The organism is Serratia sp. LTN-2 (assembly GCF_059740205.1).
This window is the reverse complement of record NZ_JCAXDO010000014.1, coordinates 68,475-82,883: the sequence shown is the minus strand read 5'-3', so window position 1 is coordinate 82,883 and position 14,409 is coordinate 68,475. Positions and strand designations below refer to the sequence as shown.

Below are 14,409 nucleotides of genomic sequence, written 5' to 3'. Positions count from 1 at the left end.
GATTATGATTGCCCGTATTATTCGTTTTTCAATTGCAAATCGTGTATTTGTCCTGTTGGCCGCTTTAATTCTGGCTGCTTGGGGAACTTGGGCCGTAAAGAATACTCCGGTCGATGCATTACCAGATTTGTCTGATGTACAAGTAATTATTCGAACTAATTTTTCTGGTCAGGCACCACAAATTGTTGAAAATCAGGTGACCTACCCTTTAACAACAACCATGTTATCGGTGCCCGGTGTTAAAACTGTTCGCGGTTATTCTTTTTTTGGTGACTCATTTGTTTATGTCATCTTTGATGAACATACTGACCTTTACTGGGCCCGTTCTCGTGTATTGGAGTATCTAAATCAAATTCAAGGGAAAATGCCTGCAAATGCGAAATCTTCATTGGGACCAGATGCCACTGGCGTTGGTTGGGTTTATGAATATGCATTAGTAGACCCAACAGGACAGCATGATCTTTCGGAGCTGAGAAGCATACAAGACTGGTTTTTAAAGTATGAACTGAAGACATTACCTAACGTGGCTGAAGTTGCCACAATTGGGGGAATGGTTAAGCAATATCAGGTTGTCTTAGACCCAAGCAAGATGGCTACTTTAGGTGTCACACAAAACAATGTCATTGAGGCGATTCAAAAAGCTAATCAGGAAACTGGTGGTTCAGTTCTGGAAATGGCTGAAACGGAATATATGGTGCGGGCTTCTGGTTATTTAAAAACTTTAGATGATTTTCGCCAAATTCCTTTACGAACAAATAGTTTCGGTGTTCCTGTTTCTTTAGGTGATGTTGCAACTATTCAACTTGGTCCAGAAATGCGTCGTGGCATCAGTGAATTGAATGGGCAAGGTGAAACGGTTGGGGGTGTCGTGATTTTACGAGCAGGTAAAAATGCACGTGAAACGATTACTGCTGTGAAAGCGAAGCTAGCTGAATTACAACAAAGTCTACCGAAAGGTGTACAAGTTGTTCCTGTATATGATCGCAGTCAATTGATTGATAGAGCAGTAGAAAATCTCAGCCATAAATTAATTGAAGAGTTTATTGTGGTGGCTTTAGTCTGTGGACTATTCCTCTGGCATTTACGTTCAGCAATGGTGGCTATTGTTTCTTTGCCGCTTGGGATTTTATCTGCTTTCTTGGTGATGCATTATCAAGGGCTAAATGCCAATATCATGTCGTTGGGTGGTATTGCTATCGCGATTGGCGCTATGGTCGATGCCGCAATTGTAATGGTTGAAAATGCACATAAGCATATCGAAACTTGGCAACACGAACATCCTGAGCAAGTCTTGGAAGCACAAGTCCGTTGGAACATCATTACACGTTCTGCCAGTGAGGTCGGGCCAACTTTATTTTTCTGTCTACTCATCATTACCTTATCCTTCATTCCTATTTTTACTTTACAGGCACAAGAAGGTCGCTTGTTCTCACCACTGGCATTTACTAAAACCTATGCAATGGCAGCAGCAGCAGGTTTATCCATTACCTTGATTCCCGTTTTAATGGGTTATTGGATTCGAGGGAAATTACCTTCTGAACAGCGTAATCCACTGAACCGTTTTCTGATCAAAATATACAGCCCTATGTTGGATAAGGTTTTAGCTCATCCAAAGACAATTTTACTTGGTGCATTGCTAATTTTCCTTATTAGTCTTTTCCCTTTAACACGGTTAGGTGGGGAGTTTCTACCCAATATGGATGAAGGTGATTTACTGTATATGCCTTCAGCTTTACCGGGATTGTCCGCAGCAAAAGCTTCTGAGCTACTCCAACAGACTGATCGAATGATTAAAACCGTTCCTGAAGTTGCAACAGTATTCGGTAAAGCTGGTCGCGCAGAGTCAGCCACAGATTCTGCACCATTAGAAATGTTTGAAACCACGATTCAGTTCAAACCACGGTCTGAATGGCGTTCAGGTATGACACCTGACAAATTGATAAAAGAACTAGATAAGGCAGTCCAAGTACCGGGTTTAACAAACATTTGGGTGCCACCTATCCGTAACCGGATTGATATGTTGGCAACTGGGGTGAAAAGTCCAATCGGGATTAAGGTTTCAGCAAATGATCTGCAAGATATTGATCGGGTAGCACAGCAAATTGAACAAGTGGCTAAACAGGTGCCCGGTGTTAGTTCAGCTTTAGCTGAACGGCTCACAGGTGGTCGATATGTTGATGTTGATATTAACCGTATGCAGGCTGCGCGATATGGTCTCAATATTAAAGATGTACAGCAAATCGTCTCATCAGCGATTGGCGGGGAAAATATTGGTGAAACTGTTGAAGGCTTGGCACGGTATCCCATTAATGTACGTTACCCACGAGAGATTCGAGATTCACTGGAAGCCTTAAGAAATTTACCGATTCTAACTGAATCTGGTCAACAAATAGTCTTGAGTAGTGTTGCTAATATTCAAATTACAGATGGGCCGCCAATGCTTAAAAGTGAGAATGCCCGTCCAAGTGGTTGGATCTATGTCGATGTACAAGGACGTGACTTAGCTTCGGTTGTACAAGATTTGAAGCAGGCCATAGACCAAAAAGTAAAACGTTCTTCTGCCATGAGCATTAGCTATTCAGGACAGTTTGAGTTCATGGAGCGTGCGAATGCTCGCTTAAAAGTTGTTATTCCAATTACTTTGATGATCATTTTTCTATTGCTCTATTTGATTTTTAGGCAAGTACAAGATGCTGTTCTGATTATGGCAACACTACCTTTTGCCTTGATTGGTGGTATTTGGGCTATGTACTTGAGTGATTATCACTTTTCGGTTGCGATTGCTGTTGGTTTTATTGCACTTGCTGGTGTTGCCGCAGAGTTTGGTGTAGTCATGTTGTTCTATTTAAAGCAAGCAATTGAGCATGCACAGCAAAGCCTATCTTCTTCAACGGCATCCTTAACAGAGCAACAACTCAATAAGGCAATTCATACAGGAGCCGTGCTACGTGTTCGCCCTAAAGCAATGACAGTCGCTGTCATTTTGGCGGGGTTAATCCCTATTCTGTTGGGGACTGGAACAGGTTCTGAATTAATGAGTCGTATTGCTTTACCTATGGTTGGGGGGATGATTTCAGCCCCTCTCTTATCTATGTTTGTTATCCCTGCGGCATATCAGCTTTTAATCAAAAGAAAACTATCAAAGAATTGATAGTTTTATTATTTCGTCAAAAGAGGTTTTATTATGTTGAAATTTATGAAAATTGTGGCTCTTGTTGCAACTGTTGCTGCGTTAAGTGCATGTAGCAAAAATGAGGCATCAGAGCAAAAGAAAGCGGAAGCACCGATGGAGCAGATGAGTAAAGAGTCATCTACAGTTGCAACAGCTCAAGCTGTTGGTGTGATTACTGCTATTGATACGAAAGAAAATATTCTAACACTCGACCATGAAGCAATTCCTGCAATTAAATGGCCTGCAATGACCATGGGCTTTAAAGTTGCAGATCCAGCATTATTGAATGGTTTAACTGTAGGGGAAAAGGTTGACTTCGAATTAAAAATAGAGGGTGAGAGTCAGATTATTGTTGCTGTGAAAAAAAGCTCATAATCAGTTTGATACTTAAAAGAAAAATGGATGCGAAGGCATCCATTTTTCTTTATGAAATATTCTTATTTTGATTAAAGTCTACTAATAAGCTGATATGTAATGAAGGCAAAGAAATACGCAAGCCCAAATAAGTAAGTCGCCATAATAACAGGCTGTTTCCAGCTACCAGTTTCACGACGAATGGTCGCTAATGTTGCAAGACAATGTGGTGCGAAAATGTACCAAACTAATAATGACATCCCTGTAGCTAGCCCCCAACCATCAGGACCAGAGATTTGACTCAACAATGTTTGAGTTACAGTATCTTCATCTCCAGACATAGCATAAATTACACCTAAAGCAGCAATGACAACTTCCCTTGCAGCCATAGCAGGAATTAATGCGATACAGATTTCCCAAGTAAAGCCAATAGGTGCAAATATAGGCTGAATAATGTGTCCAAGTTGTCCAGCTAAACTATAGTTGATAGCAGGCATCGTGGCATGCTCAGGTGGTTGAGGGAACGTAACCAACACCCAAAGCAATATAGATAATGCTACGATAATACCACCAACTCTTTTTAGAAAGATCGTAGCTCGATCATAAAGTCCTAATGCAACGTTTCGAATATCTGGCAATCGATAAGTAGGCAACTCAAAGATAAAAATACTTTCTGTTTTATCTTTTCTAACTAGTTTCAAAAATAAAGAAACACATAATGCTGAAACAATTCCAGCCATATATAGTCCAAAAAGAACTAAACCTTGTAGGCTCAACCAACCATAAACTAATTTGTTTGGAATGAATGCCGCAATTAGCAAAGCATAAACAGGTAATCTTGCAGAACAAGTCATTAATGGCGCAATCATAATGGTTGCTAGACGATCTCTTTCCGAACTAATGCTTCGTGTTGCCATGACACCAGGAATAGCACAGGCAAAACTAGACAATAGTGGAATAAAGGAACGTCCACTTAAACCAGCTTTGGACATTAATTTATCCAAAAGGAATGCTGCTCGTGGCAAATAACCTGATTCTTCTAAAATTAAAATAAAGAAGAATAAGATAAGGATCTGCGGCATATAAGCCAAAACACTACCCGATCCAGCGATTACCCCATCAACAATAAGACTTCTAAGTAATGGATGAGTAATAAGCGGGCCAATTGTATTACCTAACCAAGCAATTGCATTTTCAATTAATGAGATAAAAGGTTGTGCCCAGATAAAAACGGCTTGGAACATGACAAACATGGTAAGCGTTAGGATGACTAAACCAAGTACAGGATGTAAGAAAATTTTATCCAAGAAAGCTGTTCTTGCATCACCGTTATCATTTTTTAAAATTACCTGTTTAGTAATATTTTTAATCTGATCAAAATGATTCAGATCAGAATGATAAGGAGTGACAAATAGATTTTTTTGATCTAATTGATTTAGTAGTTCTTGCACGCCTTTAGTTTTAACGGCAACAGCCTCAATAACAGGGATACCCAACAATTCTGATAGCTTATTAATATCTATCGAAATACCACGCTTTTTGACCTCATCCATCATATTTAAAACAAGAAGCATTGGTCGATTCAATGCCCTTATTTCAAGCACAAGACTTAAATGTAAATGTAAATTAGTGGCATCAACCACACATACATATATATCAGGTAGAACCTCACCCTCAAGCTCACCTAAGCATACAGCCCTTGTTACCTCTTCATCTAGACTCGTAGGCTTTAAGCTGTATGTGCCGGGCAAATCTAAAACTCGAACTGATTCACCAGAAGGTAGTTTAAAAAAACCTTCTTTCCGCTCAACAGTAACACCAGCATAATTAGCTACTTTTTGACGAGTACCTGTTAAAGTATTAAAGAGAGATGTTTTCCCACAATTTGGGTTACCAATAAGTGCAATATTTTTACTGTTCATTTGAAACAATCTCTACAAAAATTCGTTCAGCTTCATTCTTTCTTAACGCAAATCGAGAAGTTTCAATTTGAACCAATACTGGATCACCACCGAAAAGTCCCTTAGCTAGAACTTGTAAAGTTTCACCAATTCTGAAACCTAACAATTCAAGTCGTTCGAGAACTGGATCATTTTTATCTAAATATTGGTTACCTTTTTTTAGGTCAACAATTTTGACAAATTCGTTTGGTTTAACTTGGAATAAATTCATTTTTAATACTCTTATTTCAATGCCAAAATTTTTCGAGCACCGTTAAGTACGAAAAGTGAAACAATTATTCCTATAACAAGATCTGGATATGCGGAACCTGTCAAAGCAACTAGTATCCCTGCACAAATCACACCAAAATTGACTATGATATCATTGGATAAAAAGACCCAACTAGCCTTCATGTGTGCACCATCATTTTTTTGATGAGACATTAGGTATATACAATAAAAATTGGCAATTAGCGCTAAAGCAGCAATTCCAATCATCAAGAAAGACTCTGGCTCACTACCATAAATGAACCGACGCACAACATCTACAATTACAGAAGTAGCGAGAATTAACTGTAACCAGCCTGAAAGATGCGCTGCTTTTAATTGTTTTTTTACACTTTTACCAACAACAAACAGTGCTATACCAAACACTGTGGCATCAGCAAGCATATCCAATGAGTCAGCAATCAAGCCTGTAGAGGCAGCTACCAAACCACTGATAAACTCTATAAAGAATAATAGGAGATTAATCGCTAAAAGAATTTTTAAAACTTTTGCTTGTTCAGACGTATCTGCTTTTTCAGGCATTTCACCCACAGAGGCAGCGGTACTTTCAAGTTTGGCTCCAAAACCAAGTGCTTCAAGTTTGCTAGTAATTTCATTAAGACCATCATTATGAAAAACTTTTAATTTCCGATTAGGTAAATCAAATATTAGTCCTTTGACCTCACTCACTGGAGACAATGCCATACGAACCATTTGCTCCTCAGCAGAGCAATCCATTTTCGGAATCAGAAACGTACTGATTTCTTTTGCATGCTCTTTATTTACATAGGCTTCAGTTTTATTTAATTTAGCGCCAAACCCAAGAGCTTCAAGTTTTGCAGTGATTTCATTACTTTCACCATTATGCATAACTTTTAGGTTTCGATTCGGCAAATCAAAAACTAGCCTCTTAACATTTACCAAAGAAGATAAAGTCATCCGAACCATTTGTTCCTCTGCGGAACAATCCATTTTAGGGATTTTATAGTCACTGATGAAAGTCGCTACACCCTCATTATCACTGATTATCTCAGGTGAACTTATTGAATCTGGGGTGCAACATGAGTTTGACTGCGTAGAACATGGCTGAGTACTAGCACAAGAATCTTTTTCATCTGGCTTAGATTGTTGTGGTACTTCATTACCACAACAAGAGCTTTTACTTTCTTCAGCAGTTAAATCTTTACTGTTACCAGAATTTGTTTCTGATTCATTTTGATTTTGCTTAGTGTCTTCACAAGAACTTTCTTTATTACAACCGCAACCACTCATTGATGTGCCCATAGTCATATCTTTACTTATTGCATATTAAAATCTCTATAGCTACTATAGAGTCAAGTTGGATTTTGAGTATTTCTAATGTTTATGAAGATAGGAGAGCTCTCTGAGAAAACGTCGTGCTCAGTACTGACAATACGGTTTTATGAAAAAGAAGGTTTAATCCCGCAACCTGATCGAACTCAAGGTAACTATAGACTATATACTGAAGATTACATTGATCGGTTGAAATTCATTGTGAATTGTCGTTCTTTGAATATGAACTTAATTGAAATCAAAAAATTACTAAATTATAAGGATCTGCCTAATCTAAATTGTTCTGATGTGAATGAGCTTATCGATTCACATATTAACGATGTAGAGGAAAATATTCGGAATCAGCAGAAACTCATACAGCAGCTATTAGAAATAAGAAAGACTTGTGATGGGTTATGTACAGTGGACAAATGTGGTGTACTGAAGAAGTTAGCCTGAATAAAAAGTTAGTGATCACATTTGTTTCTCAAACTTACTGATACGTATATTGGCTTATTTAATATTATTGCTAAATTCTTAATCTAAAATGAATTGTTTACAGCAGTTTTTCAAATTTAACTAGCTTATTTAATGGATTGTATTTTGCAGACCATCATATATGAAGTTGCATATATATGCTAATTCATATATAAAGATATTAATATATTAGAGGTCCCAGTTTCATGACAACTTCATTAGATGTAAAGATTTATCACAATCCTGCTTGTGGCACCTCTCGGAATACTTTGGCTTTGATTCGCAATACAGGAATTGAACCAACCGTTATTGAATATCTCATTACACCACCTAGTCATGACGAATTAGTTAAATTGATTCAGGATGCAAACTTAACAGTAAGAGAGGCTATTCGTCAGAATGTAGATCCTTATCGGGATTTACAGCTTGATCGTAGTGATTTGAGTGATGAACAACTACTCAGTTTTATGCTTGAACATCCTATTTTGATTAATCGACCATTTGTTGTTACTGAATTAGGTACTCGCTTAAGTCGTCCTTCAGAAGTTGTCTTGGATATTCTGCCATTACCACAAAAAGGTGCTTTCACTAAAGAAGATGGTGAACAAGTGATCGACGAAAATGGTCAGAGAGTAAATTAAAAAATTTAGTTCTTGTATGTGATTATCTGCATATCCAAATTTATAGGTAGCAAAGATGGATCAAGTTAATTTTTTTAAATGCTTATCAGATGAAACCCGTCTCAATATTGTCACTTTAATTGCTGAGAATAAAGAACTCTGTGTTTGTGATCTGACAGAAAAGCTACAACTGAGTCAACCAAAGATTTCTAGGCATTTAGCTTTATTACGCTCTTCTGGTCTCTTACAAGACAGACGACAAAGCCAATGGGTGTACTACAGCATTAATCAACAACTTCCAGCATGGTGTTTTGAAATTCTAGATACTTTAAAAAAAACATCATCTAGTCAAGTTGTAAGCAATACCAACACGCTTTCTATAAATAGTTATTGTGAGTAATAGATTATGAAATTCCTTTTTTTGTGTACTGGAAATAGTTGTCGTAGCATTTTGTCTGAAGTGCTTTTTAACAGTCGTGCTCCTCATGACTGGAAAGCATACAGTGCAGGTAGTAAGCCATCAGGACAGGTGCATCCATTGACTATTGAAACTTTGGAAAACCTTGGTCTTTCAACAGAAGGTTTATGGAGTAAAACCATTGATGACTGTGAGCAATATAAACCTGATGTAGTGATTACTGTGTGTGATTCAGCAGCTCAAGAAGCTTGTCCTCTTTATTTGGGGGGAGCGATCAAGGCACATTGGGGCTTGGCTGATCCATCACATTTAGACTTGCCTAAAGAGGAAAAATTAAAAGCTTTCCAAGTGACAGTAGACCATATCAACCGTCGTTTAGATGCTTTATTTGCACTTGATACAGCAAATATGTCTCGTCCTGAATTAATTGCTGCAATCAATCACATATCAGATATTGAATGAGAAAATCATGGCTCAACAAAGACTGTCATTTTTAGATCGTAACCTGACGCTATGGATTTTCATTGCGATGGGGTTGGGGATTGCGATAGGTGTCTTCTTACCTCAAGCTTCCGTTACTTTAGACAAAATGAGTGTGGATTCTGTCAATATTCCAATTGCGATTGGTTTGATTCTGATGATGTATCCACCGTTAGCCAAAGTGGACTATGCAGCTCTACCACAAGTATTTAAAGACAAAAGAACATTAACTTTGTCTTTAGTACAGAACTGGATTATTGCTCCTGTATTAATGTTTGCATTAGCAATTATTTTTTTGCATAGCTATCCAGAGTATATGACTGGACTAATCCTGATCGGATTAGCTCGTTGTATTGCAATGGTTTTAGTTTGGAATGGTTTAGCCTGCGGCGATAACCAATATGTAGCAGCATTGGTTGCATTCAATAGTATCTTTCAGATTTTGTTCTTTAGTACTTATGCTTGGTTATTTCTTACCTTCTTACCACCTTATTTTGGTATTGCTGGGCAAGTAATCAATGTGGATTTTTGGACGATTACCCACGCGGTATTAATTTACTTGGGTATTCCTTTTTTTCTTGGTTTCTTGACCCGTTTGATCTTAGTCAACGCCAAAGGCTTAGAGTGGTACCAAAATGTCTTTTTACCGAAGATCAGTCCATTAAGTCTATTGGCATTACTGTTTACTATTGTTGCTATGTTTAGTCTCAAAGGTGGAGATGTAGTGAGTCTGCCTTTGGATGTAATTCGAATTGCGATTCCATTAACAATTTACTTTATCGTAATGTTCTTCATTAGTTTCTTTATGAGTAAGTGGATGGGTAATGACTACCCAAAAACTACAGCAATTTCATTTACTGCTGCGGGTAATAATTTTGAGTTAGCACTGGCTGTAGCCATTGCAACCTTTGGTTTAGCATCGCCTGTGGCATTTACTACAGTCATTGGGCCATTAGTTGAAGTACCAGTTTTGATTGCTTTGGTCAGTGTCTCTTTATGGCTAAGAAAAAAGTATTTTGAATCGGTGTAAATCTATGAATCTCCCAAATGTTGATATGAATCTTCTTGATCGACCTACTTTAGAGAAAGTTCAAGCTAAAGCACTGGATCATGCACCACGCATCTTATTGTTATATGGCTCGAATCGTGAACGTTCTTATAGTCGTTTAGCGGTGATGGAAGCAGGACGAATCTTGGAGGAGTTTGGTGCTGAGGTGAAAATCTTTCATCCGAAAGGATTGCCTTTGCCAGAAGATGCCGATACTGAACATCCAAAAGTAAAAGAATTGCATGAACTTTTGGCTTGGTCAGAGGGTATGGTTTGGTGTTCACCTGAGCGTCATGGTTCTATGAGTTCTATTTTTAAATCCCAAATCGACTGGATTCCTTTGGCTGGTGGTGCAATACGTGCGACGCAAGGTAAAACTTTAGCACTTATGCAAGTTAGTGGTGGTTCACAATCTTTTAATAGCGTTAACCAGATGCGTATTTTGGGGCGCTGGATGCGGATGATTACAATCCCGAATCAATCTTCAATTCCTAAAGCCTTTTTAGAGTTTGAAGAAGATGGACGTATGAAAGCATCTTCTTATTACGATCGTATAGTAGATGTGATGGAAGAACTCTATAAGTTTACATTACTTACGCGTGGACAAAGCCTGTATCTAACTGATCGATATTCTGAGCGTAAAGAATCTGCTGAAGAATTATCTAAACGTGTTAACCAGCGTAGTCTGTAACACATTGGAGAGAACTAAATGCAAAGTAGACATTCACGTCTGATAATTCTCGGTTCTGGCCCTGCGGGCTATAGTGCAGCTGTCTATGCAGCGCGTGCAAACCTTAAACCTACTTTAATTGCGGGTTTACAACTAGGTGGGCAACTTACAACAACAACCGAAGTTGACAACTGGCCGGGCGATCCTGAAGGTTTAACTGGTCCTGCATTAATGGATCGTATGCAAGCACATGCTGAACGCTTTGGTACAGAACTCGTCTATGACCATATTAACGAAGTGGACTTAAACGTACGTCCTTTTGTTCTAAAAGGTGATATGGAAGAGTACACATGTGATGCTTTGATTATTGCAACTGGTGCTACAGCTCAATATCTTGGCCTAGAGTCTGAACAAAACTTTATGGGACAAGGCGTAAGCGCATGTGCAACATGTGATGGTTTCTTCTACAAAAACCAAAAAGTAATGGTTGTAGGTGGTGGTAACACTGCTGTTGAAGAAGCGCTTTATTTATCAAATATTGCTTCACATGTAACGCTAGTACACCGCCGTGATAGCTTACGTTCTGAAAAGATTTTGCAAGATCATTTATTTGCTAAAGAAAAAGAAGGCAAAATCAGCATTATCTGGAATCACGAAGTTGAAGAAGTATTGGGTGACAATACTGGTGTAACAAGTGTTCGCCTTAAATCAACTCAAGATGAGTCTAAGCAAGACGTAGAGGTTCATGGTCTATTCGTTGCAATTGGCCACAAACCAAATACCTCTATGTTTGAAGGTCAGCTAAACTTACGTGATGGCTATATCCAAGTACAAAGCGGTACTTCTGGTAATGCAACAGCAACTTCTGTAGCTGGTGTTTTTGCTGCTGGTGACGTCGCTGACAGCATTTATCGTCAAGCGATTACTTCAGCTGGGTCAGGCTGTATGGCTGCTCTAGATGCTGAAAAATATCTAGATCAATTGAACGATTGAAAAGCTAATTCAATCACTTGAAAGTTTTAAGAAATAAGCCCAGTCTGTTAAACAGGCTGGGCTTTTGATTTTGTTTATGACAATAAAGAAGAGGGAGAGATAATTTGTCTCAATTACAAGCTGAAGTAGATGTAGTCATTATTGGTGGTGGACAAGCAGCTCTTGCTACAGCCTATTTTTTAAAACGTAAGAAAATTCCATTTGTGATTTTAGATGACCAAAATCAGGCAGGTGGTGCATGGTTACATGCTTGGGAGTCTTTACGTCTTTTTTCTCCAAATACTTGGAGTTCGTTGTCGGGCTGGATGATGCCAAAAACTGAACAAACTTATCCAACGCGGAATGAGGTGATTCAATACTTATCTGCATACGAACAACGCTATCAATTTCCTGTCATTCGACCTATACATGTTGATCATATTGAGAAAAAAAATGACTGCTTAGATGTATATGCGGGTGATAAATATTGGCGAGCAAAGGCCGTTGTCAGTGCTACAGGTACATGGAGTCAGCCTTATATTCCACATTACGAAGGATTAGAAAGATTTAAAGGAATACAAACCCATTCAGCACATTATGTTAATCCAGAACCTTTTATTAATAAAAAGGTTCTAGTGATAGGAGGAGGTAACTCTGGTGCTCAAATTCTTGCTGAAGTTTCAGAAGTTGCAGACACTATTTGGATCACAGTAAATCCTCCTCAATTTTTATCGGATGATGTTGATGGGCGTGTTTTATTCCTTCGAGCAACAGAACGTTTGAAGGCACAACAGGAGGGACGAATAGTTGATCAACCCATTGGTGGTCTAGGGGATATTGTCATGATTGATAGTGTCAAAGATGCACGTGAACGTGGGGTATTACATAGCAGAGAACCCTTTAAAGCATTTAAAGAATATTCGGTTGTTTGGGAGGATGGTTCAACACAATTGGTTGATGCTGTGATTTGGTGTACAGGCTTCAAAGCATCCCTAAATCACTTAAGGAGTCTAGGAGTGATAGAACCTAATCAGACTGTTGCTGTCAATGATGGGCGTTCAATAAAAATAAACAACCTTTGGCTAGTTGGTTATGGTGAATGGACAGGCATGGCATCGGCAACATTAATTGGGGTTTCTAGAACAGCCAAAGCAGTAGTCGATGAAATAGCTGTTTACTTAGCTATAGATTAAAAATTCTTAAATAAAGGATGGCTAAAGATATAGAAGGTTTATATATTTTTTATATCAAACACTTATATTTTTTTTTGGTGGTATTGGTTCTAATTTAGTTAGTGATCAATAACTGGAAAATTTTAACTAGACTCTAGTTGCTTAATATAATTCCCAATAAAACTAGTCTACTGTTTATATACTCTTTCATGAGTAAGGAGGTATCTGAGTACTACAAAAGTTGTTATTACTCAGATACCGACAGATTTAATTGAGCTAATTACACTGTAAGCAGAACCAATTACAGAGATGAAATCATGAAGTCTATAGATGAAATAAAAGCTCAAGAGGTATGTGTAGCTATTCTATTAGATAAAAAAGCTACTAATACGCAAGCCAAGATACTTCCTAGTGAAAATATAATCATTGATAGGTTACTTGAGCGTAAAGTTGAGTTACAACATGCTTATAGTGAGTTGTATTCAAAACTAGGGAAATATCATCAAGCCCTCACAAATTTTTTAGATTTGTTAGTAGAAATTACTTCAATGCATAGTCCAGAGGAAGTAATAAAGTCTAGAGCTGCTCAGAAAAAATTGAATGAGATTAATCAGCAAATTTCTATTAAAGCTCATGAATTAGCAGCTCTCCTAGAAACTAGATCCGAGTTAATAAATACTTCTGGCTTTATGACAGATACCCATTATCACATTGGTAATGTAATTCGTGAAGCATCTCAGAATAATCCGTATTTTAGAACATCTTTGCTAGATAAATTAAAGCAACTCCAAGGTCGGTTTGATCTTAAATATTGGCCTCGGTTAGATGATGTAATGAAAGTTATCGCTGAAGATGCAAGAATGGCCGTACCTATTGCTATTGATTCTATTACTGAAGTGGCAACAAGAGGTGAGAGAGCTTCCTTAGTTGATTATTTTAGAGCTTTATTTGAAGCTATTGAATGTAATCGTCAGAAAGAATATGGTTTCTTACCTAATGACTTTAAGTTAACAGATAATACAATTGCTACTTTAGCTAATTGCGCCTTAGCTTTAGAGCCAAAAGAAATGATTGATGGCCTATATGTGAAAAATTTTAGAAGTCGTGAACGCAAACGCATAGGTAGTGACTCCTAATTTTAAATATGTGGACAAGTCTGGATTTGTCCACATACATAAAACAATCTATAGACTACCTATCCCTATAACAGAAAGTATTTTTACTGTTATTTATTATTTAAGATCATTAGAGGTTAGTCAGACTGTAATTCTGTTAGAAAGACCGTGACTAAATTAGGTTTTGAATGAAGGAATTATGGGCAGCTTATGTCAATTCAATATCTAACATATCAAACTTTAAATATTGATTTATTTAATTAAATTTATTCTTTTATTTCAAAAAAATCTAACAAAGACCATATTACTGATAAATATTTAAGCAATTGAAGTAGTTCTCAATAATTAGTTTATGATAATTACCAAAATGGGAATTGAGTTGTATTTTGAAATGGTGTAATTTATTCCCAA

The 14,409-nt window shown here is 37.6% G+C and carries 14 protein-coding genes; 11 read left to right on the top strand and 3 right to left on the bottom strand.

Annotation, left to right across the window (positions count from 1 at the left end; genetic code table 11):
- Positions 1-4: 4 nt before the first annotated feature.
- Together AC6BYQ_RS21760 and AC6BYQ_RS21755 are read left to right on the top strand one after the other, a co-directional pair.
- Positions 5-3,151: an efflux RND transporter permease subunit gene (locus tag AC6BYQ_RS21760; protein ID WP_000561666.1), complete on the top strand. Its 3,147-nt coding sequence runs from the start codon at positions 5-7 to the stop codon at positions 3,149-3,151.
- A 33-nt stretch (positions 3,152-3,184) separates the two neighbouring features.
- Entirely contained in the window at positions 3,185-3,547 is a 363-nt protein-coding gene (locus AC6BYQ_RS21755; RefSeq protein ID WP_000911302.1) for a copper-binding protein, read from the top strand.
- A gap of 71 nt (positions 3,548-3,618) precedes the next feature.
- Here the strand turns inward: AC6BYQ_RS21755 and feoB are convergent, their stop codons facing one another.
- Genes feoB through AC6BYQ_RS21740 form a run of 3 tightly spaced genes read right to left on the bottom strand, consistent with a single transcriptional unit; the run spans position 3,619 to position 7,017 of the window.
- Complete coding sequence (gene feoB / locus AC6BYQ_RS21750) at positions 3,619-5,448, bottom strand: ferrous iron transporter B (protein WP_001086233.1); 1,830 nt, start codon at positions 5,446-5,448, stop codon at positions 3,619-3,621.
- Positions 5,438-5,698, bottom strand: a complete 261-nt coding sequence (locus AC6BYQ_RS21745; RefSeq protein WP_001048218.1) for a FeoA family protein — start codon at positions 5,696-5,698, stop codon at positions 5,438-5,440. Before AC6BYQ_RS21745 ends, feoB begins: the two co-directional genes overlap by 11 nt.
- A gap of 11 nt (positions 5,699-5,709) precedes the next feature.
- Positions 5,710-7,017 carry a cation efflux transmembrane domain-containing protein gene (locus tag AC6BYQ_RS21740; RefSeq protein WP_000537300.1) on the bottom strand — a complete coding sequence of 436 codons (1,308 nt, stop codon included), beginning with the start codon at positions 7,015-7,017 and terminating at the stop codon, positions 5,710-5,712.
- A gap of 75 nt (positions 7,018-7,092) precedes the next feature.
- Here AC6BYQ_RS21740 and cadR point away from each other — a divergent pair, with 75 nt between their 5' ends.
- The 9 genes from cadR (at position 7,093) to AC6BYQ_RS21695 (ending at position 14,019) form a co-directional block, all read left to right on the top strand.
- Complete coding sequence (gene cadR, locus AC6BYQ_RS21735; RefSeq protein WP_000480874.1) at positions 7,093-7,485, top strand: Cd(II)/Pb(II)-responsive transcriptional regulator; 393 nt, start codon at positions 7,093-7,095, stop codon at positions 7,483-7,485.
- 224 nt (positions 7,486-7,709) lie between these two features.
- Positions 7,710-8,144 carry an arsenate reductase (glutaredoxin) gene (gene arsC, locus AC6BYQ_RS21730; RefSeq protein WP_000213577.1) on the top strand — a complete coding sequence of 145 codons (435 nt, stop codon included), beginning with the start codon at positions 7,710-7,712 and terminating at the stop codon, positions 8,142-8,144.
- A 55-nt stretch (positions 8,145-8,199) separates the two neighbouring features.
- Complete coding sequence (locus AC6BYQ_RS21725) at positions 8,200-8,523, top strand: metalloregulator ArsR/SmtB family transcription factor (protein WP_000373080.1); 324 nt, start codon at positions 8,200-8,202, stop codon at positions 8,521-8,523.
- A gap of 6 nt (positions 8,524-8,529) precedes the next feature.
- Positions 8,530-9,003, top strand: coding sequence for an arsenate reductase ArsC (locus AC6BYQ_RS21720; RefSeq protein ID WP_000670223.1), 474 nt, complete (start codon positions 8,530-8,532; stop codon positions 9,001-9,003).
- 7 nt (positions 9,004-9,010) lie between these two features.
- The gene (arsB, locus tag AC6BYQ_RS21715) at positions 9,011-10,051 is read left to right on the top strand and encodes an ACR3 family arsenite efflux transporter (protein ID WP_000068658.1); all 1,041 of its coding nucleotides are present in this window, start codon (positions 9,011-9,013) and stop codon (positions 10,049-10,051) included.
- A gap of 4 nt (positions 10,052-10,055) precedes the next feature.
- Positions 10,056-10,760, top strand: a complete 705-nt coding sequence (gene arsH / locus AC6BYQ_RS21710; RefSeq protein ID WP_001052988.1) for an arsenical resistance protein ArsH — start codon at positions 10,056-10,058, stop codon at positions 10,758-10,760.
- Between the two features lie 18 nt (positions 10,761-10,778).
- On the top strand, positions 10,779-11,732 hold the full coding sequence (gene trxB, locus AC6BYQ_RS21705; protein ID WP_498057522.1) for a thioredoxin-disulfide reductase: 954 nt from the start codon (positions 10,779-10,781) through the stop codon (positions 11,730-11,732).
- Between the two features lie 104 nt (positions 11,733-11,836).
- Entirely contained in the window at positions 11,837-12,904 is a 1,068-nt protein-coding gene (locus AC6BYQ_RS21700; RefSeq protein WP_000080827.1) for an ArsO family NAD(P)H-dependent flavin-containing monooxygenase, read from the top strand.
- A 296-nt stretch (positions 12,905-13,200) separates the two neighbouring features.
- The gene (locus AC6BYQ_RS21695) at positions 13,201-14,019 is read left to right on the top strand and encodes a hypothetical protein (protein WP_000835370.1); all 819 of its coding nucleotides are present in this window, start codon (positions 13,201-13,203) and stop codon (positions 14,017-14,019) included.
- The last annotated feature ends 390 nt before the right edge of the window (positions 14,020-14,409 follow it).

What these genes read in the sequence shown, in the direction of transcription:
- AC6BYQ_RS21755 (WP_000911302.1), top strand. Translation starts at nt 3,185, where the DNA reads ATGTTGAAATTTATGAAAATTGTGGCTCTTGTTGCAACTGTTGCTGCG.
- AC6BYQ_RS21760 (WP_000561666.1), top strand. Translation starts at nt 5, where the DNA reads ATGATTGCCCGTATTATTCGTTTTTCAATTGCAAATCGTGTATTTGTC.
- AC6BYQ_RS21720 (WP_000670223.1), top strand. Translation starts at nt 8,530, where the DNA reads ATGAAATTCCTTTTTTTGTGTACTGGAAATAGTTGTCGTAGCATTTTG.
- arsB (WP_000068658.1), top strand. Translation starts at nt 9,011, where the DNA reads ATGGCTCAACAAAGACTGTCATTTTTAGATCGTAACCTGACGCTATGG.
- trxB (WP_498057522.1), top strand. Translation starts at nt 10,779, where the DNA reads ATGCAAAGTAGACATTCACGTCTGATAATTCTCGGTTCTGGCCCTGCG.
- arsC (WP_000213577.1), top strand. Translation starts at nt 7,710, where the DNA reads ATGACAACTTCATTAGATGTAAAGATTTATCACAATCCTGCTTGTGGC.
- cadR (WP_000480874.1), top strand. Translation starts at nt 7,093, where the DNA reads ATGTTTATGAAGATAGGAGAGCTCTCTGAGAAAACGTCGTGCTCAGTA.
- AC6BYQ_RS21740 (WP_000537300.1), bottom strand. Translation starts at nt 7,017, where the DNA reads ATGGGCACATCAATGAGTGGTTGCGGTTGTAATAAAGAAAGTTCTTGT.
- feoB (WP_001086233.1), bottom strand. Translation starts at nt 5,448, where the DNA reads ATGAACAGTAAAAATATTGCACTTATTGGTAACCCAAATTGTGGGAAA.
- arsH (WP_001052988.1), top strand. Translation starts at nt 10,056, where the DNA reads ATGAATCTCCCAAATGTTGATATGAATCTTCTTGATCGACCTACTTTA.
- AC6BYQ_RS21725 (WP_000373080.1), top strand. Translation starts at nt 8,200, where the DNA reads ATGGATCAAGTTAATTTTTTTAAATGCTTATCAGATGAAACCCGTCTC.
- AC6BYQ_RS21695 (WP_000835370.1), top strand. Translation starts at nt 13,201, where the DNA reads ATGAAGTCTATAGATGAAATAAAAGCTCAAGAGGTATGTGTAGCTATT.
- AC6BYQ_RS21745 (WP_001048218.1), bottom strand. Translation starts at nt 5,698, where the DNA reads ATGAATTTATTCCAAGTTAAACCAAACGAATTTGTCAAAATTGTTGAC.